This window comes from Sphingomonas immobilis, assembly GCF_030580995.1.
Lineage (GTDB): Bacteria > Pseudomonadota > Alphaproteobacteria > Sphingomonadales > Sphingomonadaceae > Sphingomonas > Sphingomonas immobilis.
Window position 1 is genome coordinate 529,895 of sequence record NZ_JAUQSZ010000001.1, and the last position, 25,027, is coordinate 554,921.

The 25,027-nt window shown below is 66.8% G+C and carries 27 protein-coding genes; 12 read left to right on the top strand and 15 right to left on the bottom strand.

The annotated features are described in order from the left end of the window. Nucleotides 1-93: 93 nt before the first annotated feature. Genes folE through Q5H94_RS02655 form a run of 3 tightly spaced genes read left to right on the top strand, consistent with a single transcriptional unit; the run spans nt 94 to nt 1,870 of the window. Nucleotides 94-723: a GTP cyclohydrolase I FolE gene (gene folE, locus Q5H94_RS02645; protein ID WP_304559662.1), complete on the top strand. Its 630-nt coding sequence runs from the start codon at nt 94-96 to the stop codon at nt 721-723. Nucleotides 724-731: 8 nt separating this feature from the next. Next, nucleotides 732-1,514, top strand: a complete 783-nt coding sequence (locus Q5H94_RS02650; RefSeq protein ID WP_304559663.1) for an SDR family oxidoreductase — start codon at nt 732-734, stop codon at nt 1,512-1,514. After that, complete coding sequence (locus Q5H94_RS02655) at nt 1,511-1,870, top strand: dihydroneopterin aldolase (RefSeq protein WP_304559664.1); 360 nt, start codon at nt 1,511-1,513, stop codon at nt 1,868-1,870. Before Q5H94_RS02650 ends, Q5H94_RS02655 begins: the two co-directional genes overlap by 4 nt. A 25-nt stretch (nt 1,871-1,895) precedes the next feature. On the opposite strand, the gene leuA is transcribed toward Q5H94_RS02655, so the two are convergent. The 8 genes from leuA to miaA all read right to left on the bottom strand — a co-directional run bounded on the left by leuA (nt 1,896) and on the right by miaA (nt 10,398). Further along, a complete protein-coding gene (gene leuA, locus Q5H94_RS02660; RefSeq protein WP_304559665.1) occupies nt 1,896-3,557 on the bottom strand; it encodes a 2-isopropylmalate synthase in 1,662 nt (553 codons plus the stop codon). A gap of 184 nt (nt 3,558-3,741) precedes the next feature. Further along, nucleotides 3,742-4,356 (bottom strand): TMEM175 family protein, encoded by a 615-nt coding sequence (locus Q5H94_RS02665; RefSeq protein ID WP_304559666.1) that lies wholly within the window; start codon nt 4,354-4,356, stop codon nt 3,742-3,744. Beyond that, a complete protein-coding gene (locus Q5H94_RS02670; RefSeq protein WP_304559667.1) occupies nt 4,353-4,979 on the bottom strand; it encodes a YceI family protein in 627 nt (208 codons plus the stop codon). Before Q5H94_RS02670 ends, Q5H94_RS02665 begins: the two co-directional genes overlap by 4 nt. An 86-nt stretch (nt 4,980-5,065) precedes the next feature. Continuing rightward, nucleotides 5,066-5,683, bottom strand: a complete 618-nt coding sequence (locus Q5H94_RS02675) for a YceI family protein (RefSeq protein WP_304559668.1) — start codon at nt 5,681-5,683, stop codon at nt 5,066-5,068. Nucleotides 5,684-5,858: 175 nt separating this feature from the next. Next, the gene (ilvC, locus tag Q5H94_RS02680; RefSeq protein WP_304559669.1) at nt 5,859-6,878 is read right to left on the bottom strand and encodes a ketol-acid reductoisomerase; all 1,020 of its coding nucleotides are present in this window, start codon (nt 6,876-6,878) and stop codon (nt 5,859-5,861) included. Nucleotides 6,879-7,012: 134 nt separating this feature from the next. Beyond that, nucleotides 7,013-7,525, bottom strand: a complete 513-nt coding sequence (gene ilvN, locus Q5H94_RS02685; protein WP_304559670.1) for an acetolactate synthase small subunit — start codon at nt 7,523-7,525, stop codon at nt 7,013-7,015. A gap of 111 nt (nt 7,526-7,636) precedes the next feature. Beyond that, complete coding sequence (locus Q5H94_RS02690; protein WP_304559671.1) at nt 7,637-9,394, bottom strand: acetolactate synthase 3 large subunit; 1,758 nt, start codon at nt 9,392-9,394, stop codon at nt 7,637-7,639. A gap of 80 nt (nt 9,395-9,474) precedes the next feature. Then, a complete protein-coding gene (gene miaA / locus Q5H94_RS02695; RefSeq protein WP_304559672.1) occupies nt 9,475-10,398 on the bottom strand; it encodes a tRNA (adenosine(37)-N6)-dimethylallyltransferase MiaA in 924 nt (307 codons plus the stop codon). 99 nt (nt 10,399-10,497) lie between these two features. Here miaA and serB point away from each other — a divergent pair, with 99 nt between their 5' ends. Next, entirely contained in the window at nt 10,498-11,379 is an 882-nt protein-coding gene (serB, locus tag Q5H94_RS02700; RefSeq protein ID WP_304559673.1) for a phosphoserine phosphatase SerB, read from the top strand. Between the two features lie 96 nt (nt 11,380-11,475). Here the strand turns inward: serB and Q5H94_RS02705 are convergent, their stop codons facing one another. After that, on the bottom strand, nt 11,476-12,492 hold the full coding sequence (locus Q5H94_RS02705) for an SPOR domain-containing protein (protein WP_304559674.1): 1,017 nt from the start codon (nt 12,490-12,492) through the stop codon (nt 11,476-11,478). A 215-nt stretch (nt 12,493-12,707) separates the two neighbouring features. Between Q5H94_RS02705 and Q5H94_RS02710 the strand changes: the two genes are divergently transcribed. From Q5H94_RS02710 to Q5H94_RS02730, 5 genes are all read left to right on the top strand, one after another. Further along, nucleotides 12,708-13,424, top strand: a complete 717-nt coding sequence (locus tag Q5H94_RS02710) for a ParA family protein (protein ID WP_304559675.1) — start codon at nt 12,708-12,710, stop codon at nt 13,422-13,424. Nucleotide 13,425: 1 nt separating this feature from the next. Continuing rightward, nucleotides 13,426-13,986: a hypothetical protein gene (locus tag Q5H94_RS02715; protein WP_304559676.1), complete on the top strand. Its 561-nt coding sequence runs from the start codon at nt 13,426-13,428 to the stop codon at nt 13,984-13,986. Nucleotides 13,987-14,006: 20 nt separating this feature from the next. After that, the gene (locus tag Q5H94_RS02720; protein ID WP_304559677.1) at nt 14,007-15,296 is read left to right on the top strand and encodes an SPOR domain-containing protein; all 1,290 of its coding nucleotides are present in this window, start codon (nt 14,007-14,009) and stop codon (nt 15,294-15,296) included. A 140-nt stretch (nt 15,297-15,436) separates the two neighbouring features. Beyond that, nucleotides 15,437-15,601, top strand: a complete 165-nt coding sequence (locus tag Q5H94_RS02725) for a hypothetical protein (protein ID WP_304559678.1) — start codon at nt 15,437-15,439, stop codon at nt 15,599-15,601. 59 nt (nt 15,602-15,660) lie between these two features. After that, a complete protein-coding gene (locus tag Q5H94_RS02730) occupies nt 15,661-15,963 on the top strand; it encodes a PilZ domain-containing protein (protein ID WP_304559679.1) in 303 nt (100 codons plus the stop codon). A gap of 12 nt (nt 15,964-15,975) precedes the next feature. On the opposite strand, the gene Q5H94_RS02735 is transcribed toward Q5H94_RS02730, so the two are convergent. Together Q5H94_RS02735 and Q5H94_RS02740 are read right to left on the bottom strand one after the other, a co-directional pair. After that, nucleotides 15,976-17,202 carry a dihydroorotase gene (locus tag Q5H94_RS02735; protein WP_304559680.1) on the bottom strand — a complete coding sequence of 409 codons (1,227 nt, stop codon included), beginning with the start codon at nt 17,200-17,202 and terminating at the stop codon, nt 15,976-15,978. After that, complete coding sequence (locus tag Q5H94_RS02740) at nt 17,199-18,182, bottom strand: aspartate carbamoyltransferase catalytic subunit (protein ID WP_304559681.1); 984 nt, start codon at nt 18,180-18,182, stop codon at nt 17,199-17,201. Before Q5H94_RS02740 ends, Q5H94_RS02735 begins: the two co-directional genes overlap by 4 nt. 118 nt (nt 18,183-18,300) lie before the next feature. On the opposite strand from Q5H94_RS02740, the gene Q5H94_RS02745 reads away from it, so the two are divergent. Next, nucleotides 18,301-19,272, top strand: coding sequence for a hypothetical protein (locus Q5H94_RS02745; RefSeq protein ID WP_304559683.1), 972 nt, complete (start codon nt 18,301-18,303; stop codon nt 19,270-19,272). A 242-nt stretch (nt 19,273-19,514) separates the two neighbouring features. On the opposite strand, the gene Q5H94_RS02750 is transcribed toward Q5H94_RS02745, so the two are convergent. The 4 genes from Q5H94_RS02750 to Q5H94_RS02765 form a co-directional block, all read right to left on the bottom strand. Then, nucleotides 19,515-21,047, bottom strand: coding sequence for a methyl-accepting chemotaxis protein (locus Q5H94_RS02750; protein WP_304559684.1), 1,533 nt, complete (start codon nt 21,045-21,047; stop codon nt 19,515-19,517). Beyond that, nucleotides 21,044-21,319, bottom strand: a complete 276-nt coding sequence (locus Q5H94_RS02755) for a hypothetical protein (protein ID WP_304559685.1) — start codon at nt 21,317-21,319, stop codon at nt 21,044-21,046. The genes Q5H94_RS02750 and Q5H94_RS02755 overlap by 4 nt, the downstream gene beginning before the upstream one ends. Nucleotides 21,320-21,409: 90 nt before the next feature. Then, the gene (gene ruvX, locus Q5H94_RS02760; RefSeq protein WP_304559686.1) at nt 21,410-21,871 is read right to left on the bottom strand and encodes a Holliday junction resolvase RuvX; all 462 of its coding nucleotides are present in this window, start codon (nt 21,869-21,871) and stop codon (nt 21,410-21,412) included. Between the two features lies 1 nt (nt 21,872). Continuing rightward, nucleotides 21,873-22,976 (bottom strand): DUF3089 domain-containing protein, encoded by a 1,104-nt coding sequence (locus Q5H94_RS02765; protein WP_304559687.1) that lies wholly within the window; start codon nt 22,974-22,976, stop codon nt 21,873-21,875. Between the two features lie 133 nt (nt 22,977-23,109). Between Q5H94_RS02765 and gatC the strand changes: the two genes are divergently transcribed. Together gatC and gatA are read left to right on the top strand one after the other, a co-directional pair. Next, the gene (gene gatC, locus Q5H94_RS02770; protein WP_304559688.1) at nt 23,110-23,397 is read left to right on the top strand and encodes an Asp-tRNA(Asn)/Glu-tRNA(Gln) amidotransferase subunit GatC; all 288 of its coding nucleotides are present in this window, start codon (nt 23,110-23,112) and stop codon (nt 23,395-23,397) included. A 112-nt stretch (nt 23,398-23,509) separates the two neighbouring features. Continuing rightward, nucleotides 23,510-24,994, top strand: a complete 1,485-nt coding sequence (gene gatA / locus Q5H94_RS02775) for an Asp-tRNA(Asn)/Glu-tRNA(Gln) amidotransferase subunit GatA (RefSeq protein WP_304559689.1) — start codon at nt 23,510-23,512, stop codon at nt 24,992-24,994. Nucleotides 24,995-25,027 lie beyond the last annotated feature (33 nt).

A 25,027-nucleotide genomic window follows, 5' to 3' on the forward strand; every position in this document is an offset into this window, starting at 1 on the left:
ATGATCTCGTTTGGGAAATGAAATTCCCCGCGCCTCCGCCGCCTAATTCGGGTAGCGCGGGCGGCGGGGAAGAAAAGAAGGTGAGGATCGACGATGCACGACCATTCCGAGGACGCGGGCAATGGCGATCTCGTTTCCGAAACGCCGAAGATTCCGGTTCCCGACGATGTCGCGGATGCGATCCGCACGCTGATCCGCTGGACCGGCGACGATCCCGATCGCGAAGGGCTGATCGACACGCCCAAGCGCGTCGCCCGCGCCTGGAAGGAATATTGCGCCGGCTATAGCGACCATCCCGAGCATCATCTGTCGCGCGTGTTCGAAGAGGTCGGCGGCTATGACGAGATCGTCCTTCTGAAGGACATTCCGTTCCAATCGCACTGCGAACACCATATGGCGCCGATCATCGGCAAGGCGCACATCGCCTATCTGCCCGGCAATTACGTGGTCGGCATTTCGAAGCTGGCGCGCGTGCTGCACGCCTTCGCGCGGCGGCTGCAGGTGCAGGAACGGCTCACCGCCGAAGTCGCCGATTGCATCTGGGACAATCTCAAGCCGATCGGCGTCGCCGTGGTGATCGAGGCGACCCACGCCTGCATGACCGCGCGCGGCGTGCGCACGCCGGGCGTATCGATGACGACCAGCCGCATGATGGGTGTGTTCCGCGACGACGAACGCAGCCGCAAGGAAGTGCTGGCGCTGATCGGCAACCCGCGCGCGTGAGCGCGGCCGTGCCCCACGCCGTGCCCCGCGCCGTGCCCCGCACCGTGATCGTGACGGGCGGCGCGCGACGCATCGGCGCGGTGATCGCGCGCGGGCTGGCCGACGCGGGCTGGCGCGTGGCGATCCATCATCACCATTCGGAACTCGACCGGGCGTTGCTCGGCGATCTGGCGGAGGATGCGCCGATCCTGACCGGCGATCTCGCCGACGCGGCGACGCCCGCCGCGCTGATCGCCGCTGCACGTGCTGCGTTCGGCGGGCCGGTGGGGGCGGTGGTCAACAGCGCGTCGATGTTCGCCTACGACCGTCCGCCGCTGGCCGATGCCGCGAGCCTGAGGGAGCATGAGGCGGTCAATCTGCACGCGCCCGTCCTGCTCGCCTCTGCGCTCGCCGCGCAGGACGATCTGGGGGCGGGGGCGGTGGTCAATATCCTCGACCAGAAGCTCGCGAACCTGAACCCCGATTTCTTCTCTTATACCTGCGCCAAGGCCGGGCTTGCCGCCGCGACGGTGATGCTGGCGCAGGGGCTGGGCCCGCGCATCCGCGTCAACGCCGTCGCACCGGGCATCTCGCTGCCGAGCGGCGACCAGAGCGAAGAGGAGTTCCACGCGGTTGCCAGCCGCAACCTGCTCGGGCGGCCGGTCGATGTGCGCGACATCGCCCGCGCGACCGCTTTCCTGTTGTCGGCGCGCGGCGTCACCGGGCAGACCGTGTTCGTGGACAACGGCCAACGCTTCCTGCCCAAGACGCGCGACGTGATGTTCGAGACGCGCCAGGGGGCAGGGGCATGACGGCCACCTTCACGACGATCCTGGAGGGGCTGGAGGTCGTGATGGGCCTCGGCATCCATCCGCAGGAACTGGCCGCGCACCAGCGCGTGATCGTGTCGGTGCGTATGGACATCGACTATCCTGCGTCGCCGTCCGAGGATCGGATCGAGGAGGTGCTCGATTATGATTTCGTGCGCGAGGGCATCCGCGCGCTGGCGGCGAAGCGGCATTTCGCGCTGCAGGAAACGCTCTGCGAGGCGATCGCCGCCCTTTGCCTCGGCGACGCCCGCGTGCGGCAGGTGACGGTGCGCACCAGCAAGCCCGACATCTACCCCGACGCCGCCGTCGGTTGCGAGATCGTACGCGGGCGGGGCTAACCCGCCCGCGCATGATAGTAGCCGGTCAGGCGCGGTTCGCCGCCGACAGCACCGCGCGGACCGAGGCGGTAGCGATGTCCTCGTCGATGCCGACACCCCAAACGGTGCGGCCATCGCTCGTACGGCACTCGACATAGGCGGCGGCGCGCACGTCCGAGCCTTTGCCGATGGCATGCTCGACGTAATCCGCCACCTCGAGCTTCACCGCGAAGGCATCGTCGATCGCCGCGACCACGCTGGAAATGAGGCCGTTGCCGCGCCCACTGACCGAGTGATGCTCGCCGCCCGTTTCGATATCGCCGACAAACAGCCGCTCGCCATTGGGTGCGCGCGTCTCGTCATAGGCGCCGAGCGCGAAGCGGTCGGCGGGCTTGGCGAGGTACGTGTCCTCGAACCGGCCCCAGATATCGGCGGCGTTGAGCTCGCGGCTGGTCTCGTCCGCGAGCGCCTGGACGTGGCGGCTGAAATCGGCCTGCAGGCGCTTAGGCAGCTTGAGGCCCTTGTCCTGCTCGATCACCCAGGCGACGCCGCCCTTACCCGATTGCGAGTTGACGCGGATCACCGCCTCGTAACTGCGGCCGAGATCGGCGGGGTCGATGGGCAAGTACGGGACTTCCCACAGTTCGTCGTTGCGCGCTTCCTGCGCGGCGAAGCCCTTCTTGATCGCATCCTGATGGCTGCCCGAGAAGGCCGTGAACACCAGCTCGCCGGCATAGGGGGTGCGCGGGTGGACGGGGAGTTGGGTGCAATATTGCACCGTGTTGACGATCTCGTCGATGTCCGAGAAGTCGAGGCCCGGCGACAGCCCCTGCGTGTACATATTGAGCGCGACCGTCACGAGGTCGCAATTGCCGGTGCGCTCGCCATTGCCGAGCAGACAGCCCTCGACACGGTCGCCGCCCGCCATCAGCCCGAGCTCCGCCGCCGCGACGCCGGTGCCGCGGTCGTTGTGCGGATGCAGGCTGATGACCACGGACTCGCGGTTACGGATATGCTTGCAGAACCATTCGATCTGGTCGGCATAGATATTGGGCGTCGCCGCCTCGACCGTGGCGGGCAGGTTGAGGATCAGCGGGCGATCCGGCGTCGGCTGGAGGACGTCCATCACCGCCTCGCAAACCTCAACCGAGAAATCGAGTTCGGCTGTGGAGAAGGTTTCGGGCGAATATTCGAACAGCCAGTCGGTGCCGGGCTGCGCCGCCGCCTGATCGCGCAGCACCTTCACGCCGTCGACCGCGATCTGCTTGATCTCGTCGCGGGTCATGCCGAACACGATCTTGCGCCACGCCGGGCTGACGGCGTTGTAGAGGTGGACGATCGCCCTTGGCGCACCGCGCAAGGATTCGAAGCTCGTTTCGATCAGGTCGCGGCGCGATTGCGTGAGAACCTGAACGATGACGTCGTCGGGGATCCGCCCGGTCTTGACGAGACCGGAGATGAAATCGAACTCGACCGCGCCTGCGCTCGGGAAGCCGACCTCGATCTCCTTGACGCCGACCTTGACGAGCAGATCGAACATGCGCGTCTTTTTCTCGGCGTCCATCGGATCGATCAGCGCCTGGTTGCCGTCGCGCAGATCGGTGGAGAGCCAGCGCGGCGGCTGGGTGATGGTGCGGCTCGGCCATTGCCGGTCAGGCAGATCGACCTGCGGGAAGGGGCGGTATTTTACGGAAGGATCGCGCAACATTTGCGGGTTCTCGCTGACTGGAATGACGGGAATGTGTCAGGCCCTCAGGCGCGCCGCGCGGGAAACCGCGCAGGGGTTCGTTCGCGCCTAAGGGCGCGTAAGTCGAAGCAGGAGAAGGCCGGTCCGGGTCGTCATCTGCGATCCCGATAGCGCGGGCGTGGTCAGGAAGTCCAGCGCGTATCGGTCATTTCCGCGCAAACAGCCCGTCGATGCGGCTATCGGGCAGAAACCACAGGATCGCGACGATCACCGCGCAGCCGATTCCCGCCCAGGGCGACAGAAAGGTGAGGGCGACGCCGAGCAGGTAGAGTGCGGTGGCGAACAGTCCCTTCCGGCTGCTCGACACATGATAGGCCTCGGCCGCCGCGCCCTGCTTTCCGGTGCGCCGGATCACCGCTTGCAGCCAGGTATAGGCGACGGCAGGAAACAGCATCGTCGCGAGGTACAGCCATGTCGTCTCGCGGCTGAAACGATGCTCGCCGAGATAGGACGTCGAGAACGGCACCAGCGACAGCGCGAACAGCAGCAGCATGTTCGACCAGACGAGCCCGTTCGTCACCCGCGTCGCATGGCTGAACAGCCGGTGATGGTTGACCCAGTAGATCGCGACATAGGCATAGCTCAGGACATAGGCCAGGAAGATGGGCCACAGCGTCCACAGCTTCGCCATGTTTTCCGACAGCGGCGGGTGCAGTTCCAGCACCATGATCGTCACGATGATGGCGATGACGCCGTCCGAAAACGCCTCCACGCGGCCGACGCCGGGGCGGCCTTCCTGTTCGGACGGCGCTTCGCTCACTGTTGCTCGAACGCGGCGTTGATGACGAGCACGGTCTCGTCCGACACCATCGGCACGTACTTGCTCACGCCGAAATCGGAACGCTTGAAGGTCATGCGGCCGAGGAAGCCGATCGAGAATTTCTTGCTCATCGGGTTGGTCGCCGCGCCGAACAGCTTGGCGCGGAACGACACCGGCTTGGTGACGCCGTGCAGCGTGAGGTTGCCATCGACCGAAACCGCGTCCTTGCCGAGTGGCGTCACCTTGGTCGCGTGGAACGTGGCGGTCGGGAACTTGGCGGCGTCGAGCCAGTCGGCGGCCTTCAGCTCGCCGGTCAGCACGTCGCTGGTCGTCTGTACGCTGGCGACGGGGATGGTCACGTCGAGCTTCGTCGCCTCGGGCTTGGCGGGATCGACCGTCATCGTCCCGCTCGCGCCGGAGAAGGTGCCGGCGAAGGGCGAGATGCCGAAATGGCTGACGCTGAACGTCACCTGGGTGTGATTGGGCTCGACCGCATAGGTGCCGGCCTTCACGTCGGCGGCGGTGCCGCTGCCGTGCAGCATGTCGGCGGGCGGCGTCATCTGCGCGAGCGCGGGGGCGGTGAGCAGCAGGGCTGCGGCGGCGAACAGGGCTTTGGATCGCATCATCGGGTCTCCGGGTTGGACCGTGCCTAGCTGGGCGACCCGCGCCGCGGCGTCAAACGCCGATGCGGCAACGGATCGTTTCGCAATCAATCCGCATCGAACCCGGCGTTGATCACCAGATCGACATTGTCGGACACGAGCGGGATGTTCGCGCCCATGCCGAAGGCGCTGCGCTTGATGCTGGTGGTGGCGGCGAAGCCGATCGCCATCTTCTTCTCGCCCCAGAACGTCTTGCCCGCGCCGATGAAGCGCGCCTTGAGCGTTACCGGTTTCGTCACGCCGTGCAGGGTGAGCGTACCCGCGATGGTCGCGGTCGCCGGGCCGGTCGGCGTGACCTTGGTCGAGGTGAAGGTCGCGGTGGGGAATTTCGCCGCATCGAAGAAATCCGGGCCCTTCAGATGCGCGTCGAGATCGGGGACCGTCGTCAGCACCTTGTCGATCGCGAAGGTGACGCTGACCTTGGAATTGGCCGGGCGCTTCGTGTCGAGCGTCAGCGTGCCGGTCGGATTGGTGAACTGGCCGGTGTAATAGGTCCAGCCGAGGTGCGTGACGGTGAACAGCGCCTGCGTGTGCGTCGGCTCGATCTTGTACTTGCCCGAGGTCGCGATCTTCGGATCGGGCTTGCCTGGCGCCTCGACCGGCAGCGTCATCTGCGCGGCAGCAGGGGCGGCCAGGAACAGCAGCAGGGCAGGGGCGGTGCGCATTGTCTCTCTCCCAGAAACGACGACGGCACCGTGCGCGATGGCACGGTGCCGCGTCAATTGCTTCCGGTAGGCGGCGCGTCGGACCCGGCAAAGCCGGCTCCTGTGCGCCGGCTTCGCCGTGCCGGCCGGGCTTGCGTGAGTCAGGCTGGCGCTGCCGCCTGACTCACGCCGCGCCTCAGTTCTTGTCCTTGTCGACCAGCTTGTTCGCGCCGATCCACGGCATCATCGCGCGCAGCTCGGCGCCGGTCTTTTCGATCGGGTGCGCCTCGGCGGCCTTGCGGGCGGCCTTCAGTTCGGGCTGGCCCGCGCGGTTATCGAGGACGAAGTTCTTCACGAACCGGCCCGACTGGATGTCGGCGAGGACGCGCTTCATCTCGGCCTTGGTTTCCGCCGTGATGATGCGCGGGCCGGTGGTGATGTCGCCGTATTCGGCGGTGTTCGAGATCGAGTAGCGCATGTTGGCGATGCCGCCCTCATAGAGGAGGTCGACGATCAGCTTGGTCTCGTGCAGGCACTCGAAATAGGCCATTTCGGGGGCATAGCCCGCCTCGACCAGCGTTTCGAACCCGGCCTGGATCAGATGGGTGATGCCGCCGCACAGCACGGCCTGCTCGCCGAACAGATCGGTCTCGCACTCTTCCTTGAAGTTGGTCTCGATGATGCCGCTGCGGCCGCCGCCGACGCCCGAAGCATAGGCCAGCGCCACGTCATGCGCATTGCCGGTCGCGTCCTGATGGATCGCGATCAGGCAGGGCACGCCGCCGCCGCGCGCATATTCGGAGCGGACGGTGTGACCGGGGCCCTTCGGCGCGATCATGATGACGTCGATGTCCTTCGGCGGCTCGATCAGGCCGAAATGCACGTTGAGGCCGTGTGCGAAGGCGAGTGCCGAACCGGGCTTGAGATTGCCCTTCACGTCGTTCTCGTAGATCGCGGCCTGATGCTCGTCCGGCGCGAGGATCATGAGGATGTCGGCCCACTGCGCCGCTTCCTTGTTCGACTTGACGGCGAAGCCCGCGTCGATCGCCTTCTTGGCGGTAGCCGAGCCTTCGCGCAGCGCGATCGCCACGTCCTTGACGCCGCTGTCGCGCAGGTTCTGCGCATGGGCATGGCCCTGCGACCCATAGCCGATGATGGCGATCTTCTTGCCCGAGATCAGGCCCAGATCGGCATCGCGATCGTAGTAGACACGCATTCTTTCTTCCCTTTCAAAATGGTCGTCATGCCAGCGAAAGCTGGCATCTCGTGCGGGAAGGGCGCTCGGCCCGAACCGGGAGACCCCAGCTTTCGCTGGGGTGACGGCGTTGGTTGTCGTTCAGTCCGTTGGAATTAGCTGCCGTTGCCCCGCGCGATCGCGACGATGCCGGTGCGGGCGACCTCGATCAGGCCGATCTCGCGCATCAGGCCGATGAACGTGTCGATCTTCTCGCGCCCGCCCGTCACCTCGAACACGAAGCTGGAGGTGGTCGCGTCGATCACGCGCGCACGGTAGACCTCGGCAAGGCGCAGCGCCTCGACGCGGTGATCGCCCACGCCGCGCACCTTGATGAGCGCCAGCTCGCGCTCGACATGCGCGCCGAGCGCGGTGAGGTCGGTCACCGAATGCACCGGCACCAGCCGGTCGAGCTGCGCGAGGATCTGCTCCATCACGTGATCCGACGCGGAGGTGACGATGGTGATGCGGCTCACCGCCTGATCCTGCGTCACGTCGGACACGGTCAGGCTCTCGATGTTATAGCCGCGCGCGGTGAACAGCCCCGCGATCCGCGCGAGGATGCCCGGCTCGTTGTCGACCATGATCGCCAGCGTATGCGGGCGCGCGATTTCCTGGGTAATGTGCATGATGCTATTCCGTCGCCCCGGCGTAGGCCGGGGCCGTTGGGTTGTTGGGCTGACGGTCCGCGTCAAACGCGGCGGCCCCGGCCTGCGCCGGGGCGACGAAGATTGTGCTCATCACACCAGCGCCTTCGCGCTGTCGTCCATCTCGCCCGAGACTTCGCTCGCCTGCAGCAGCATGTCGGTATGCGCCGCGCCCGACGGGATCATCGGGAAGCAATTCGCGAGCTGCGCCACGCGGCAATCGACCATCACCGGGCCGTCATAGGCCAGCATGTCGGCGATGCCGCTTTCGAGCTGGTCCGGCCCCTCGATGCAGATGCCCTTCCAGCCGTACGCTTCGGCCAGCTTCACGAAATCGGGCAGCGCGTCCGAATAGCTCTCGGCATAGCGGCTGGCATAGGTCAGCTCCTGCCACTGGCGGACCATGCCCATATATTGATTGTTGAGGATGAAGATCTTCACCGGCAGCCGGTATTGCGTGGCCGTCCCGAGCTCCTGGATGTTCATCTGGATGCTCGCCTCGCCGGCGATGTCGATCACCAGCGCGCCGGGATTGCCGATCTGCGCGCCGATCGCGGCGGGCAGGCCGTAGCCCATCGTGCCGAGCCCGCCCGACGTCAGCCACTTGTTCGGCCCCTCGAACCCGAAATGCTGCGCGGCCCACATCTGATGCTGGCCGACCTCGGTGGTGATGATCGGGCTCTTGCGGTGCGTCGCCTCCCACAGGGCGCGGATCGCGGCCTGCGGCATGATCTCCGCTTTGTTCTCCGGGAAATCGAGGCTGCGCACCTCGCGCCAGCCCTTGATGCGCCGCCACCATTCGGCGAGATCCGGCTTGGGATGCCGCCGCGACTTGTAGACGCGGACCATGTCCTCGAGCGCGCGGCCCACGTCCGCCACGATCGGCAGATCGACGCGCACGTTCTTGTTGATCGACGAGCGATCGATATCGACGTGGATCTTGCGGCTGTTGGGGCTGAACGCATCCAGCCGCCCGGTCACGCGATCATCGAAGCGCGCGCCGAGGCAGAGGATGAGGTCCGCCTGGTTCATCGCGTAATTGGCTTCGTAGGTGCCGTGCATGCCGAGCATGCCGAGCCACTGGTCCGAACTCGCCGGGAACGCGCCGAGGCCCATCAGCGTCGAGGTGACGGGCGCGCCGGTGATCCGCGCGAGCTCGCGCAGCAACTGGCTCGCGCCGGGGCCGGCATTGATGATGCCGCCGCCGGTGTAGAGGATCGGGCGCTCGGCCGCGGCGAGCATATCCATCGCCTGCTCGATCAGCGTGGGCTCGGCCTTCACCTGCGGGCGGTAGGTCTTGTGGACGGTCGCGACCGGGGTGCCGGTGCCCTTGGTGAACCTGGCCGTCGCGACCTGCACGTCCTTGGGGATATCGACCACGACCGGGCCGGGGCGGCCCGAGGTGGCGATATGGAACGCCTCGTTGATGACATCGGCGAGGATCGCCGGGTCTTTCACCAGATAATTGTGCTTGGTGCAGTGGCGTGTGATGCCGACCGTATCGGCTTCCTGGAAAGCATCGGTGCCGATCAGCGCCGTCGGCACCTGGCCGGTGATGACGACCATCGGGATCGAATCCATCAGCGCGTCGGTGATGCCGGTGACGGCATTGGTCGCGCCGGGGCCGGAGGTGACGAGCACCACGCCGGGCTTGCCGGTCGAACGCGCATAGCCCTCCGCCGCGTGCGTCGCCGCCTGTTCGTGGCGGACGAGGATGTGTTTGATCCGCTGCGAGCGGAACATCGCGTCGTAGATCGGCAGGACGGCGCCGCCCGGATAGCCGAACACGACTTCCACACCGAGATCGCACAGCGTCTCGATCAGGATATCGGCTCCACTCAACTCGGCCACAGTCAGTCTCCTTTCGCGAGGGCGCCCCTTAGCACCATCGGAGCGGCGCTGCTAATCGCATCAAATATGCGCGTCAACACCTAATATTGTAATAAAGTTGCTATTTGATCTATTTGTTCGTTCGTATCTGTCGAATGAGAGCGAATCCAAGCGGCGGGAGGCTGATTTCGAAACCAGGTGTACTGGCGCTTGGCATATTGGCGGCTGGCGGTGGCGCCGCGGGTTGTCGCCGTCGCGATGTCGATCTCGCCCGACAGGAGCGCGGCGATCTCCGCCACGCCGATCGCGCGGCGCACCGGCGCGTCGGGCGGCACGTCGGCGCGGGCAAGCAGGGCGGTGACTTCCACCTGACCGTCGCGGGCCATCGTTTCGAAACGCGCTTCGATCCGCGCGTTGAGCCAGTCGCGATCGGGCAGCAGGATGAGCGCGGCGAGGGCGATCTCCGCGCCGATCCCGCCGATCTTGGCACCGCGCCAGTCGGCGATCGACCGGCCGGTCGAGCGCATCGTCTCCAGCGCCCGCGCGACGCGCGTCGTGTCGGCGGGGTTGAGCGCGGCGGCCATTTCGGGATCGAGCGTCGCGAGCTGGGCGTGCGCCTCCGCGACCGCCAGCGCGCGCACCTCGGCGCGGATGCCCGCATCGATCGGCGGGACGGGCGCGATGCCGTCAAGCAATGTACGCAGATACAGGCCCGTCCCCCCGACGAGGATCGGCAGCTTGCCCGCCGCGTGCGCCGCCGCGATTTCCGCGCGCGCCTCACTCGCCCAGCGCGCGGCGGAATAGCCGAGGTCAGCCCCGTCGACATGCCCGAACAGCCGGTGTGGCGCGCGCGCCTCCTCGTCGGGAGACGGTCGCGCGGAGACGACGCGCAGGTCGCGATAGACCTGCGCGGAATCGGCGTTGATCACGACGCCGTCATGCTTCTCCGCCAGCGCGACGGCGAGCGCGGACTTGCCGCTCGCGGTCGGTCCTGCAATGAGCGCGACCTTCGGGAGATTGGTCATATGCTCCCAACCTCCGTTCGCCCTGAGCGAAGTCGAAGGGCATGGGCATCCCATGTGCTTCGACTGCGCTCAGCACGAACGGTGAATTGAGGAGCGCGCATGTTCATCGCCACTTTGATAGCACCGGGCCGCCTGACCGCAGCCGATATTTCGAACGCGCGCGATCGGCTCGCCGCCGCCGAATGCGCACCGGTCGCGTGGGAATGGCTCGACGAAGGCGACGCCGCCGACATCGCCTTCCGCACCGCGCCCGATGCGGCACGCACGGCACTGGAGGGCGTGTTCGCGGGCGTCGACGTGGTGGTGCAGTCCAATCACGCGCGCCAGAAGGCGCTGCTCGTCGCCGATATGGACTCCACCATGATCACCGTCGAATGTATCGACGAACTCGCCGATTATGCCGGCATCAAGCCGCAGATCGCCGCCATCACCGAGGCGGCGATGCGCGGCGAGCTCGATTTCGAAGGCGCGCTCGATGCCCGCGTCGCGCTGCTGAAGGGCCTGTCCGAGAGCGTGATCGAGACTTGCCTTGCCGAGCGCGTGCGCGACATGGGCGGCGCGGAAACCCTCATCAGGACGTTCCGCGCGCGCGGCGGCACCGCGATCCTCGTCTCGGGCGGCTTCACCCGCTTCGCCGAGCCGGTCGCGGCGCGGCTGGGCTTCAACCGTGCGGTCGCCAACCGGCTGGAGCTGGCGGACGGGGCGCTGAGCGGCACCGTGACCAAGCCGATCGTCGGCGCGCAGACCAAGCTCGACACGCTGCAGGCCGCGACCGCCGAACTGGGTCTGTCGCCCGCGCAGACGCTCGCGGTGGGCGACGGCGCCAACGATCTCGCGATGATCGGGGCGGCGGGGCTGGGCGTGGCCTATCATGCCAAGCCCGTCGTCGCGGCGGCGGCGGCGGCGCGGATCGACCACAATGATCTGACCGCGCTGCTCTACGCGCAGGGGATTCCGAAGAGCGAGTGGGTTATTTCATAATCCGTTCGTGCTGAGCGAAGTCGAAGCACGTGTCCCGAGTGCTGGTGTTCCTGGCACGTCCTTCGACTTCGCTCAGGACGAACGGGTAGGGGAGGCTCAGTTCCCTACCGGCACGCAGGGCTTCACCGCCCCGCACGCCGCGACCGCAGCACCGCGCGAGCCATAGGGCCCGACCAGTACCTTCGTCAGCTTGCCCGCCTGCGCATAGGTCACGCCCGCGCCGGGGAAGCGGCCGCCGACCTGCGCCCACAGTTTCCGCGCATTGCCGGCATCGCCGAACGCGCCGAGCTGCACCTGCCAGCGCCCGCCGCTCGCCGTGACCGGCGGACGGGGAGCGGGCCGCTGCACGGGCGGCGGTGCGGGATCGTTCGCCACCTCGACCGGCACCGGTGTGCGCCGGGGCTTCGGCGTCGGTTTCGGCGCGGGCGGCGGCGGCGAATCCGGGCCGTAGTCCGATGGCGGCACGTCCGCCCCACCGACCGCTACATCGCGACCGGGCAGCGGCTGATCGGGATTGCCGCGCGTCGGGCGATCCGGCGTAAACTGTGGACGGCGCGCATCGTCCTCATACTGGCGCGCAAGCTCGAGACCCTTCTGGCGGTCGCTCGCCGGGATGTACTGGTCCATCTGCGCCTGCACCTGCGGCGCCTTCGGCTGCCCGCCCGCGACGGAGCGCACGATCAGCGCATAGGCGCGCGGCCAGTCCTTCTTCGGCACCGCGTCGCCGTTGAACAGCATCGTACCGAGCACGAGCTGCGCGCGCGGCTCGCCGCGCTGCGCGGATTTCTCCAGCCACGGCAGCGCGTCCTTGCGCTTGCCCTGATCGAACAGCACGAGGCCGTAATTGTCCTCCGCCTGCTGATGACCCTGCATTGCGGCCTTGCGGAACCAGCTTTCCGCCATCGGCATGTCGAGCGGCACCCCGCGGCCGAGCTTGTAGGCCTGCGCGAGATTGAACTGCGCGTCGGCGTTGCCCTTGATCGCGTCGGGGCGCCACTGATCGACGGCCTTGCGGTAGTCGCCGCGGCTCCACGCATCGACGCCGGCCTTCACATCGGCGGAGGCGGGCATCGTCGCCAGGATGATGCCGGTGCCGGCGAGAAACCCGGTCAACCCAAGTGCAAACGTTCCCGAAAACCCGAATTTCATCTTGTCCGAACCCATCCCACGCCACTCGCGACAGCCATGCTATGCCTCGTAACGCCAATTTCGAAAAGAAATCGTTAGGCACGTCCACGCTCAATTTGGGTCGCTGACGATGGCATTAACCTATTATTGACGCCTGGCATGGCAATCCCTTCCCGGAAGAACGGGGAGTCCGATACAACATGCGCGTTCTCGCGATGGCATCACAGAAGGGCGGGTCTGGAAAGACCACGCTGTCCGGGCATCTCGCCGTGCAAGCTCAGCTTGCGGGCGCTGGCCCCGTCGTCATGGTCGATATCGATCCGCAGGGGTCGCTGTCGGACTGGTGGAACGAGCGCAACACCGATTATCCGGCGTTCGCGCAGACCACCGTGGCGCGCCTCGCCGCCGATCTCGAAGTGCTGCGCCAGCAGGGCTTCAAGCTGGCGATGATCGACACGCCGCCCGCCATCACGATGGCGATCCAGAGCGTGATCGCGGTCGCCGAACTCATCGTCATCCCGACGCGCCCGTCGCCGCACGATCTGCGCGCGGTCGGCGCCACCGTCGATCTGTGCGAGCGCGCCGGCAAGCCGCTGCTGTTCGTCGTCAACGGCGCGACGCCGAAGGCGCGCATCACCACCGAGGCCGCGGTCGCGCTGTCGCAGCACGGCACCGTCGCCCCGGTCGTCCTGCATCACCGCACCGATTTCGCCGCCTCGATGATCGATGGCCGCACCGTGATGGAAGTCGATCCCAAGAGCCGCTCCGCACAGGAGGTCGAGGCTTTGTGGACGTACATTTCCGACCGGCTCGAGAAGAATTTCCGCCGCACCGTGTTCGCCGCCCCGACGACGTCGGCCGGTTTCGGCGCGCAGCGCGCCGCCCAGGGTGGTTTCGGCCGCCGGGGAGTGAGCTGACATGAGCATGTTCGGCAACAACACCCGCCCGATGGGCTCGCTTTCGGCGACCCTGCTCGCCCGCAAGGGCCAGGCGCGTCCGGCGATGCGTCCGCAAGGCTTCGGCGCGTTCGGCCATCCGCCGGTCGGCGAGGACGATCTCGGCTGGAACGACATGGGCGCGGATGTGCCTGCGCCGGTCGCCGTGGTGCCGCCGGTGCTCGTCCAGCGCGAGGCGCTGAAGGAAGAATTCGAAGCGCCGGTTGAGACCGTCGTAGAGCCCGTCGCCGAAGTCGCGCCGGAACCCGTTTTCGAAGCACCCGCTCCGGTCATCGAAGTCGCCCGCCCGGTCATCTCGCCCGAAATGGCGGCGACGATCGGCCACGGCGCCCGCGCCAAGAACCCGCGTTCGGCCTTCACGCTGCGTCTCGACCGCGAGCGTCACCTGCGCCTGCGCCTCGCCTCGGCCGTCCAGGGCGTCTCCGCGCAGGCGCTCGTCACCGAAGCGCTCGACGCTTTCCTGCAATCCATTCCCGAGGTCGAGGAGCTGGTCCGCCAGCTTCCGGCGCGGGCCGCACGCTGAATTTCTGGGGGGAAATTTCGATGAAGACCCGTCCTATCCTGACTATGAGCGTCACGGCCCTGCTGCTCGGCGGCGCGGTCGTCAGCGGCGCCTTCGCAGGGGACCGCGATCAGTCGCAGGGTGACCGCAACGCCAGCGTGGAGGCCGCCATCGCGCGCTCGATGCTGACCGACGGCAACACCAACGGCGCAGTCCAGCACGCCGAGAGCGCCGTCGCCGCCGCGCCGAAACTGGCCGCGTACCGCATGACGCTGGGCCAGGCGTATCTCAAGGCCGGTCGCTTCGCCTCCGCCCGCGACGCCTTCAACGATACGCTCGCGCTCGACGGCAACAATGCCAAGGCCGCGCTCAACCTCTCGCTCGCGCTGATCGCGACCGGCGACTGGCACGGCGCGCGCAAGGTGCTCGACGGTCACGCCGACATCATCCCGATCGCCGATCGCGGCCTCGCCATCGCGCTTGCTGGCGATCCGTCGGCTGCGGTCGATCTGCTGATCCCGGCGGTCCGCTCGCCCGACGCTACCTCCAAGACCCGCCAGAACCTCGCGCTCAGCCTCGCGCTCGCGGGCCGCTGGGCGGATGCCAAGACCATCATCGCGGTCGATCTCTCGCCCGCCGATGTCGATCAGCGCATCCAGGAATGGGCGCTGTTCGCCAAGCCCAACGGCGCATCGGATCAGGTTGCGAAGCTGCTAGGCGTGAAGCCGGTCGCCGACAACGGCCAGCCGGTCGCATTGGCGCTCAATGCGGCGGCACCCGTCGCCGTTGCCGAGGCCGCGCCTGCTCCGGTCGTCGCTGCTACCGAGGCACCCGCTGCCGCCGCTCCGGCCCCCGTCGCGGTCGCCGCTGTCGCGCCGTCGCTCAACACCGGCATCCAGTTCGGCCCGCGTCAGGAAGTGGTCCAGCCGCTCCCCGCCAAGGCGCAGAAGGCGCAGAAGGTCGCGCTCATCAAGGCCGCCGCCGCCTCGTACAAGACCGCCGCTCCGGCCCAGCCGCAGCAGCAGCCGGCAAAAGGCAATTTCTTCGTGCAGGTCGGCGCTTACGACAACGCCGGCGTTGCGCGCGATGCCTGGGGCCGCGCCAGCCGCCGCTTCGCGGGCTTCAGCGCATACAAGCCGCAGGGCATGAGCTTCGCGACCAAGTCCGGCAATTTCTACCGCCTGTCGGTCGGCGGCTTCACCCGCCCCGAAGCGGTCAAGCTCTGCCTCAGCTACCGCGCCACCGGCGGCAAGTGCTTCGTGCGCGCAGGCGCCGGCGATCAGCTCGCCTCATGGGTGAAGCCGGGCCGCCCGCAGCTCGCCTCACGCTAAAAACCGCTCGACATTTCGTCACGCGAAGGCCCGTTCCCGCAAGGGGGCGGGCCTTTTGCTTTGGGACGACGGCAGAAATTTACGATTTGTTAACCATGCGCTGCGTAATTTTACGGAGGAGGGGGCCCGGGAGGTGGCCAATGTACGAGATCGAAGCGACCAAACGTGAACTGGAGCGGGTGCTGCGGGTACTCGAGGGCATGAACGACACGACCTCGCGGGGTTTCCTCCGCGACTATATGCGCGAACTCGACGCGAAGGCGCTTCGCTTCGAGATGCATCCCGAAGCCGAGACGCTCATTTAAGTAGAAAAACCGATGTCGTGGTGAACGCGACGTTAGGGAAGCGGCGCTAAGCCAGGTCCATGACCGCTTTCGCCCTGCGCCGCCCCGAACCCAGGATCATCCCGCGCGCGCCACGACACGACGTGGATGTCGCTGCCGAGATCGCCGGGCCCACCATCCTCCCATTTTCCAGCCGTGTGAAGAACATCTCCACCTCCGGCATGTTGCTGCTCGACTCCGGCCAGTTGCAGGTCGGCGATGTCGTGTATGCGAAACTCCCCGGCCGGGCACCCGTCCTGTGCGTCGTCGCACGCCTGCGGCCGGGTGGCGGCGCGGGCATCAAGTTCGAAACCTCGGTGCAGCTCGACGATTGCTGGGGCTGACCCCGGCCAAGCTCAAATTAGCGACTTGCCGCCCTTGAACAGGCGCAGCACCTTGCCCTGAACCGGCAGGCCGTCGAACGGCGTGTTACCCGCCTTCGCCACCAGTTCGTCCGAATCGATCTTCCAGGGCTTGTTCTCGTCGAACAGCAGCAGATCGGCCGGAGCGCCCGGCGTCAGCGATCCCGTCGCGACCCCCAGCACCTTAGCCGGATTGAGCGCGAGCAGCATGAACAGCCGGTCGATCGCGATCACCTCGTCGCGCACCAGCCCCAGCGCCAGCGCCAGCAACGTCTCTGCGCCCGCCATCCCGGCCTCGGCATCGGCGAAGGGGAGGCGCTTCTCCTCCGGCCCCTGCGGATCGTGGCCCGAACACAGCACGTCGACCGTGCCGTCGCCGACCGCCGCGATCGCCGCCTTGCGGTCGCTCTCGCTACGCAAGGGAGGCGACAAATGCGCGAAGGTACGGAAGTCGCTCATCGCGATGTCGGACAGGAACAGGTGCGCTGGCGTGATGCCGCACGTCACGCGCACGCCGCGCCTTTTGGCCGCGCGGATCAGGTCGAAACCCGCCGCCGTCGTCACCTGGCGGATGTGCAGGGCAGCTCCCGTATCCTCCGCCAGCATCAGGTCGCGCGCGATGGCAAGCGGCTCGGCAAGGGCAGGGGCGGCGGGCAGGCCCATCCGTGTCGCCGTCTCTCCCGCGGTCGCGACCGCGCCCGCCGTCATGCCGCCATCCTCGCCGTGCGCGACAACGGTGAGGCCGAGGTCGCCCGCGTACGCCAGCACCTTCCGCATCACGCCCGAATCGGCGATCCAGCCAGCGCCCGTGCCGACCGCGCGCGCGCCCGCGTCGCGGTTGATCGCCATCTCGGCGAGATCCTTGCCCGCCAGCCCGCGCGTGGCGGCGGCGATCGGATGGATCCACAGGTCCGGCCGCCCGATCAGCGCCGCGCGCTGGACGAGGCCGGGATTGTCGAGCACCGGCGACTGATCGGGCATCAGCCCGACGCGCACGATGCCGCCCGCGTGGAAGGCGGGCAGGTCGATCGCGAACACGCCGAGATCGACGATCGCGGGGGCGAGGATCTTGCCCTTGCAGTCGATCGTCTCGGCATCGTCGGGAAGGTCGAACAGGCCGGTCGCGGCGATGCGGTCGCCCGCCACCAGCACGCCGCCCTTGCTGACGCCCGCGACCGGGCAGACCAGCGTCGCGTTCAGCAGCGCGAGGGTGCGGTTCATGCCCAACCCTCCACGCCGCGCGCCCGCCGCGTCAGCACGTCGAGGCAGGCCATGCGCACCGCCACGCCCATCTCGACCTGTTCGGTGATCGCCGACTGCGCGCTGTCGGCGACCGAGGAGGTGATCTCGACGCCGCGGTTCATCGGGCCGGGATGCATCACCAGCGCACCGGGCGCGCGTTCCAGCCGCTTTGGCGTCAGGCCGTAGCGCAGGTGGAACTCGCTGTTCGAAGGGATGAAGCCGCCCGCCATCCGCTCGTTCTGGACGCGCAGCATCATCACCACGTCGGCCCCCTCCAGCGCCTTGTCGAAATCGCTGAACGGCGTGACGCCCATCGCCTCGATCCCCGCCGGCATCAGCGTGGACGGCGCGCATACCCGCACCTCGGCGGCGAGCGCGGTCAGCGCGAGGATGTTGGAACGCGCGACGCGGCTGTGCAGGATATCGCCGCAGATCACCACGCGCTGCCCGGCGATGCTGCCGCGCCGCCGCCGGATCGTCACCGCATCGAGCAGCGCCTGCGTCGGATGCTCGTGCTGCCCGTCGCCGGCATTCAGCACCGGACAATCGACCTTGCCCGCGATCAGCCGCACCGCGCCCGACGACATATGCCGGATGACGATCACGTCGGCGCGCATCGCGTTGAGCGTCATCGCCGTGTCGATCAGCGTCTCGCCCTTCTTCACGCTGGATTGCGCGGCGTGCATGTTGACCACGTCCGCGCCGAGCCTTTTGCCCGCGATCTCGAAGCTCAGCAGCGTGCGCGTGCTGTTCTCGAAGAATGCGTTGATCTGCGTGAGGCCTTCCAGCCGCTTGTCGCTCTTGGCGCGGTTGCGGTTCGCCTCGATCCACTGATCCGCCTCGTCGAGCAGGAACATGATCTCATGCGGCTGCAACCCGTCGATCCCGGTGAGGTGCCGGTGCGGGAAAACGGCGCTGCCCGAAATCTGGGAAGCGGGGCGGTGATCGGATGCTGGCATTAAAGGGGTTCGGTAGTCTGCTAAGCGGGGCAGGGCAAGCGGGCCGGGCTATTTGCATCTTCCTCAAACCATGATGTACCGCTCGGCTGCCAATTGGCGAACGCGGGGGGATAGAATCTTGGTCACGCAATTGACGCAGTACGTTTGTGCTGTTCCGGATTGGTTTAATCCGCTCATCCATCAGGTGCGCGGTACGAACATCGTGAACATAGAAACAAGTAAAATATTGACTCATCTGGAGAATCTTGGCCCGCTGGCAAAAGGTGCATCTAATTTTCTTGGGCCCGTTAATACGGTTCTTGCGGTGGCGAACATCGGGGTCACGTTGGCGACGTTTGTTGCGCTTCGGCAGCAATTGAAAGAAACTGAAGCTGCCGTCATCAACATCGGCGCCAAGATGGACTTGAGGCACAAAAGTGCGATGTTTGCCGGAGTTGGCGCTTCGCTCGACCTACTCGTGATGGCGGATGACTTACCTGCTCAAGAGGCTAGGGCGCTGGTATTGGCAAATTATGCGCCACTTGCCAAAGAGGTGAGGCTTTTCTCAAGTTATCTCGACGAAGTGGTAGCTTCGCTTAAATCGCCAACGGCTGCGCAGTATATCGACATATTGAATATCCAAAATATTCTGAATCTTGTCGAGGTAAAGCTCCTCTTGGCTCTCGATCGCAAGGCTTCAGCAAACGAGCGGGCTGCGGCAGGACGCGCGCAAATCGATGAGACGGTTGAGAGTTTCGTTAAACTTGTCTGCTTTAAGACATTGAACGCGTCCATCGCAGAAACCGAAATTCGTCAAATGCTGGAGTACTTCGAAGGATTAACCGGAAAAGACGCACTTTCGTTACTGGTAGATCTCAAAATCGAAACCGGAAAGTCGATGTTTTCTGCCGTCTCGGGTGAGAAAGTCTGCGCTGATCAACTCAAGGCCGTTGCGATCTTGAAGAGCCGAGCCGAGAGTACATTGCTCGAGACTCAGTTGAACTCCGACAAGACCTTGTTTCAGAGCTTGTTGCTCAAAGATTCCCCGGAGCCAATCTCGGTTGAATCGCATTTCGTGATTGTGTCGCAACCGTCTCAAATGGCGGCTTGAGGGATATTTTTCTGTCGCAGCAAACTAACAGCTAAACATCCATCCCGTCACCCCGGGTCGAGGCCGGGGCGTCGGAGACAGGTTCTGTCCTACACTGCCGCCTTTCCGTATCCTGACGGCACATGCACCGCGCCGCGTCCCCCGCCCCGATGCCCGTTCGCCCTCGCAACTGCTTCACACCTCAACGCTTCGTCGCATTTTCACCGTCGTTTTGCGTTACCTTCGTTACCTTCGCGGGCGAATCAGGCCGCCTTCAACTGCGCCACGAATCGCTCAGTCGCGGCCTGCAGATCCTGCGCTGTCCGCGACAGCGTCGTCGCCGCGCCCGACACGCGGGTCGAGAGTCGCTCGGTATCGCCCGCCACGGCGACCACGTCGCCGATCTGCTGCGCCATGCGGCTCGCGCCGTCGGCGGTGTTGCGTGCGGTCGCCTCGATCGCGTTGGCGGTGTCGCGCTGCTGGTCGACGGCGGTGCGGATTTCCTGCGCCGCTTCGGACAGCGCGCCGACCATCGTCGCGATCTCGTGCAGCGCGCCGTTGGCGATATCCGCGCCGCCTTGCACGGAGCCTGCGAGGCTGCGGATCTCGCCCGTCGCGTCGGCAGCCTGGCCGGCGAGCTGCTTCACTTCCTGCGCCACCACCGCGAAGCCGCGCCCGGCCTCGCCGACGCGCGCCGCCTCCATCGCCGCGTTGAGCGCGAGCAGGTTGGTGCGACCGGCGATGTCGCTGATCGAATCGGCGAAGCTGGCGATCGCGCCGGATCGTTCGGCCAGCGCGCTCACCGCCTGATGCCCCGAATCGGACATGGTGCGCGCGCTGCCGCTCAGTTGCGCCTGCTGCGTCGCGCTCGCGGCGATGGCGGTGATCGAATAGGACAGGTCGGCGATCCGCGCCGCCAGCGTCTGTGCGGTGTCCGACGATTGCGCGGCGAGCAGCGCCGTGTCCGATGTGCCGCGATTGGCGCGCTTGGCGAGATCGTTGAGCGAACGCGCCGATCCGTCGAGCTCGGTCGACGCAGTGCCGACCGCCGCGACGATATCGGCGACCGATGCGTGGAAGGCGGAGGCGAGCGTCAGCATTTCCTCGCGGCGGCGCGCGGCGGCTTCGGTCTCGATCTCCTGGCGACGGTGGCGCTCCGCCGATTCGCGACCCTCGGCGGCGCGGGCGGCGGCGAGCGCGGCCTCGGTTTCGCGGCTGCGGGCGATGGCGTCGGTGGCGAGCCGCTCGCTCTCGCGCGTCGCATCGGCCTGGCGGACGAGCAATTGCCGCAGCTTCACCGTCAGATAGCTCAGCACCGCGAATTGCAGGAGGACCGCGGCGGCATGGATCAGAACGCGGCCGATATTGCCGTTGCCGGGGAACACCAAGGCCGGCATCAGCAGCTCGAATGCGAAATGATGTACCGCGATCAGCACCGTGGCGAGCGCGAGCGGCTTCCAGTCGCACAGCACCGTCAGCGCGGCGAGCCCGACGAAGAAGTACATATGCCCGTCCATCTGCCACGGATGCCCGGCGAGCAGCGACACCGCGACGGCGGGCTGGACGGCGGCAAGCGTGCCGATGAGCAGCCGCGCGGATTCGTCGTGGCGGCCGCGCAGGACCATCACACTCGGCGCGATGTTGAAGGTCACCGAAATAGCGAGTGCGACCGGCGTGAGCGTGCCGTCGAGCGTGATATCGATGAGCAGGCAAACCAACGTGCTCGCCCAGCCGGCGATCGCGAGGATCTGCATGCCGCGCTGGCGCAGGCGATCGAGTTCCACAGCGTCGCTCATGCGGCGCATCCTGCAGGGGGTGCAGCAAGGATCAGGATATTCGCGGCCTGCAGGCGATTGCGGTCGCCCGACACGATCAGCGACCCGGCGGGACCGCGTGCGATCAGCGCCGCGCCGTTGCCGGTCGCGCGCGGCACGAGCGTCGCGGCGGCGTGGGCGGTCATCGGTATCAGCATCATGCGGCCATGCGCGGGCGGCTGGAACGCGAGCGCACCCAGCGCGAGGACGATCCCGCCTGTCTGTCCGAATACGAGCGCCCGCGCGAATGTCATTGCCACGGCCTAGGCGGCAATGGTTAACCGGTACTTTAGGTACGCATCGGTACTAACACGCAGCGTTAGACATTGGTCGTAGTCGGACGATTAAACGGCCACCAGCGCATCGATCGCGCCCTGCAGGATGTAGCTCGCTGCCAGCTTGTCGACACGCTCGGCGCGCTTCGCGCGGCTGATGTCCTCGGCGATCATCTGCCGCTCGACCGCCTGCGTAGACCAGCGCTCGTCCCACAGCAGGATGGGGAGGGCGACATCCTCCATGTTGCGGGCGAAGGCGCGCGTGCTCTGCGAGCGCGGGCTTTCGCTGCCGTCGAGGTTGATCGGCAGGCCGATGACGATCCCTTTCACCTGCTGCTGCGCGATCAGCGCGACCAGCGCGGCCTTGTCGGCGGTGAACTTGCTCCGCTTGATGAGCAAGGCGGGCGAGGCGAACGACCAGCCCGCGTCGCACAGCGCCGTGCCGATCGTCTTGGTGCCGAGATCGATCCCCAGCAGTCGCCCGGCGCCGGGCAGCGCCTCGCGGAAAGTCGTGCGGTCGGTGGTAATCATCCTAGCGGGGCAGGGACTGGAAAGCCTTGAGCCGCCGCGCGATGTCGGCGCGGACGTTCGCCCAGAACAGGCTGTAGTCGTATACGTGGTAATTGTTGCCCGGCAGCACGAACCCGCCGAGCGACGGCGGCGCGCCGATCATCAGCAGTCCGCGTCCCACGCAGGCCGCGCCCACGCGACCGGGCTTGATATCGGCGGCGGTCAGGTCGCGGCTGGGATAAAGCGTACCGAGATTGGCGCTGGCCGGTGCGGTGGTGCCGGGCGTGCCGGTGATCGGGTTGGTGCAGATCATCGGCGTGCCCTTGCGCGACGCGCCGGTGAAGCCCTTCGTGCCGTCGAACGTGTCGAAGATCAGCGAGGGATCGGCAGGCTCGGCGAAGCTCTGCCACGACAGGATGCACCCGGCCTGATCAGCGTGCGCGCACTCGGGCAGCCCCATCAGCGGCAGGTCGGTGCTGCGCGAGACCGGCCAGCCGACGATATAGGCCGCGACGATCCGCTTGCTGAGCGGCGTCCCCGCGATCCGTTCGTGCAGCAGTCGCGTCAGGTGCAGCGCCCCCTGGCTGTGCCCGGCGAGGATGATCGGCCGGTCGCCCGCCTGCTTCAGGAACTCTTCGAACGCCGCCAGCACGTCGCGATAGGCGAAATCGAGCGCCTTCTGCGCGTTCGCCTGCGTCGTCAGGAACGCGCCGAACGCCGCCTGGCGATAGCGCGGCGCCCAGATCTCGCCGGAGTCGTTGAACGCGCTTGCCTGGCCTTTCAGGAAGATCGCCGCCTTGGTGTTCGCATCCATGTCGTCGAGCGGCGCGTTCCAGCGCGCACGCACGAGATACGATGTCGGATGGACGAAGAACACCGCCGCCTCGGGCTTCGCTCCCTGCTTGTAGCCCGGCGGCGTCCAGCGTGCGGGGTTGCGCGCGATGTCGGGCCGCGCGAGCCACATCTTCGCATCCGCATAGTCCGGCGGCGGCGACAGCGCCTCGACGCTGCCGCCGGGCACCATCGCCATCCGCATGATCTGCGTACCGAAGAAGTTGAAGGCGATGCCCACGCCGGCGGCAATCACGATGAGGAACGCAAAGACATAGAGGAACTTTCGTGCCATCGGCGAAGGACTTCCATTGTGCAGTGCAGCAAAACCACCGCCGCGCGCAAGTGTGTGCTGGTTGGCGCAGGAATGCGCCCGGTGCAATCGGTGAAAGGTTGATGACCGACGTGGGCGATGCTAGCCGCGCCTGATGCCAGTAGACACCGCCACCGTGAAGAAGATCGCGAGCCTCGCGCGCATCGCGATCTCCGACGAAGATGCCGCGAAGCTCGCGCCCGAGCTCGACAATATCATGGGCTGGATCGAACAGCTCGGCGAGGTCGATACGAAGGACGTCGCGCCGATGACGGCGGTGATCCCCAATCACCTGCGCTTGCGCGAGGATGTCGTCACCGACGGCAACGTCCGCGATCTGGTGCTGGCGAACGCCCCGCAGGCCGAACACGGGTTCTTCACCGTGCCGAAGGTGATCGAATGATGACGATCACCACCTCCGTTCGCCCTGAGCTTGTCGAAGGGCTGTACTTCTTCTCCGCCGTCGCAAAAGAAGGGCAGGGCTTCGACAAGCTCAGCCCGAACGGAATTCTGGCATGACCGACCTCACCGATCTCGGCGTCGCCGCCATCCGCGACGGCGTGCGCGAGGGTGCTTTCTCCGCGCGCGAAGTCGCAAACGCCTTCATCGCCAAGGTGCAGTCGGCGAAGGTGCTCAACGCCTTTCTGGTCGAGACCCCCGACCACGCCATCGCCGCCGCCGACGCAGCAGATGCCGCCAAGGCCGCGGGCGAGACGCTCAAGCCGCTCGCCGGCGTGCCGATCGGCATGAAGGATCTCTTCTGCACGAAGGACGTGCCGGCCACCGCCGCCAGCCTGATCCTCGAAGGCTTCTCGCCGACGTACGAATCCACCGTATCGGGCAAGTTGTTCGCGGCGGGCGCGGGGATGCTCGGCAAGCTCAACATGGACCAGTTCGCGATGGGCTCGTCCAACGAGACCTCGGCATTCGGCAACGTCATCTCGCCGTGGCGGCGCAACGACGGCGGCAACGCGGCGCTCGCGCCCGGCGGATCGTCGGGCGGATCGTCGGCGGCGATCTCGGCGCGGCTGTGCCCGGCGGCGACGGGCACCGACACCGGCGGATCGATCCGCCAGCCCGCCGCCTTCACCGGCATTTCGGGCATCAAGCCGACATACGGCCGCTGCTCGCGCTGGGGTGTCGTGGCGTTCTCCTCCTCGCTCGATCAGGCCGGGCCGATGGCGCGCGACGTTCGCGACTGCGCGATCATGCTCGAGGCGATGACCGGATTCGACCCGAAGGACGCGACCTCGCTCGATCTGCCGGTGCCGCAGTGGGAAGCGGGGCTGTCGGCGGACCTCAAGGGCAAGACGATCGGCATCCCGAAGCAATACCGCGTCGACAATATGCCGCCCGAGATCGAGGCACTGTGGCAGCAAGGCATCCAGTGGGCGAGGGACGCGGGCGCGGAGATCATCGAGGTCTCGCTGCCGCACACCAAATACGCGCTGCCGGCCTATTACATCATCGCCCCGGCGGAGGCATCGTCCAACCTCGCGCGCTACGACGGCGTGCGCTACGGCCTGCGCGATCTGCCCGAAGGCGCGAACCTGCAGGACATGTACGCCGCCACCCGCGCGGCGGGTTTCGGGTCAGAGGTGAAGCGCCGCATCATGATCGGCACCTATGTGCTGTCGGCGGGCTTCTACGACGCCTATTTCACGCAGGCGTCGAAGGTCCGCACGCTGATCGCCCGCGATTTCGAACAGGCGTTCGAGAAATGCGACCTGCTGCTGACCCCGACCGCCCCCTCGGCGGCGTTCGCGCTGGGCGAGAAGCAGGCCGATCCGATCGCGATGTATCTGAACGACGTCTTCACCGTGCCCGCGTCGCTGGCCGGCCTTCCAGCAATGAGCGTCCCCGGCGGCCTCGATGCACAGGGCCTGCCGCTCGGCCTGCAGATCATCGGCCGCCCGCTCGACGAACAGGGCGTGCTGAACGCGGGCCTCGCGATCGAGCAGCGGGCGGGATTTGTCGCGCGACCCGAGGCTTGGTGGTAGAAGCCCTCAACACCGTTCGCCCTGAGCTTGTCG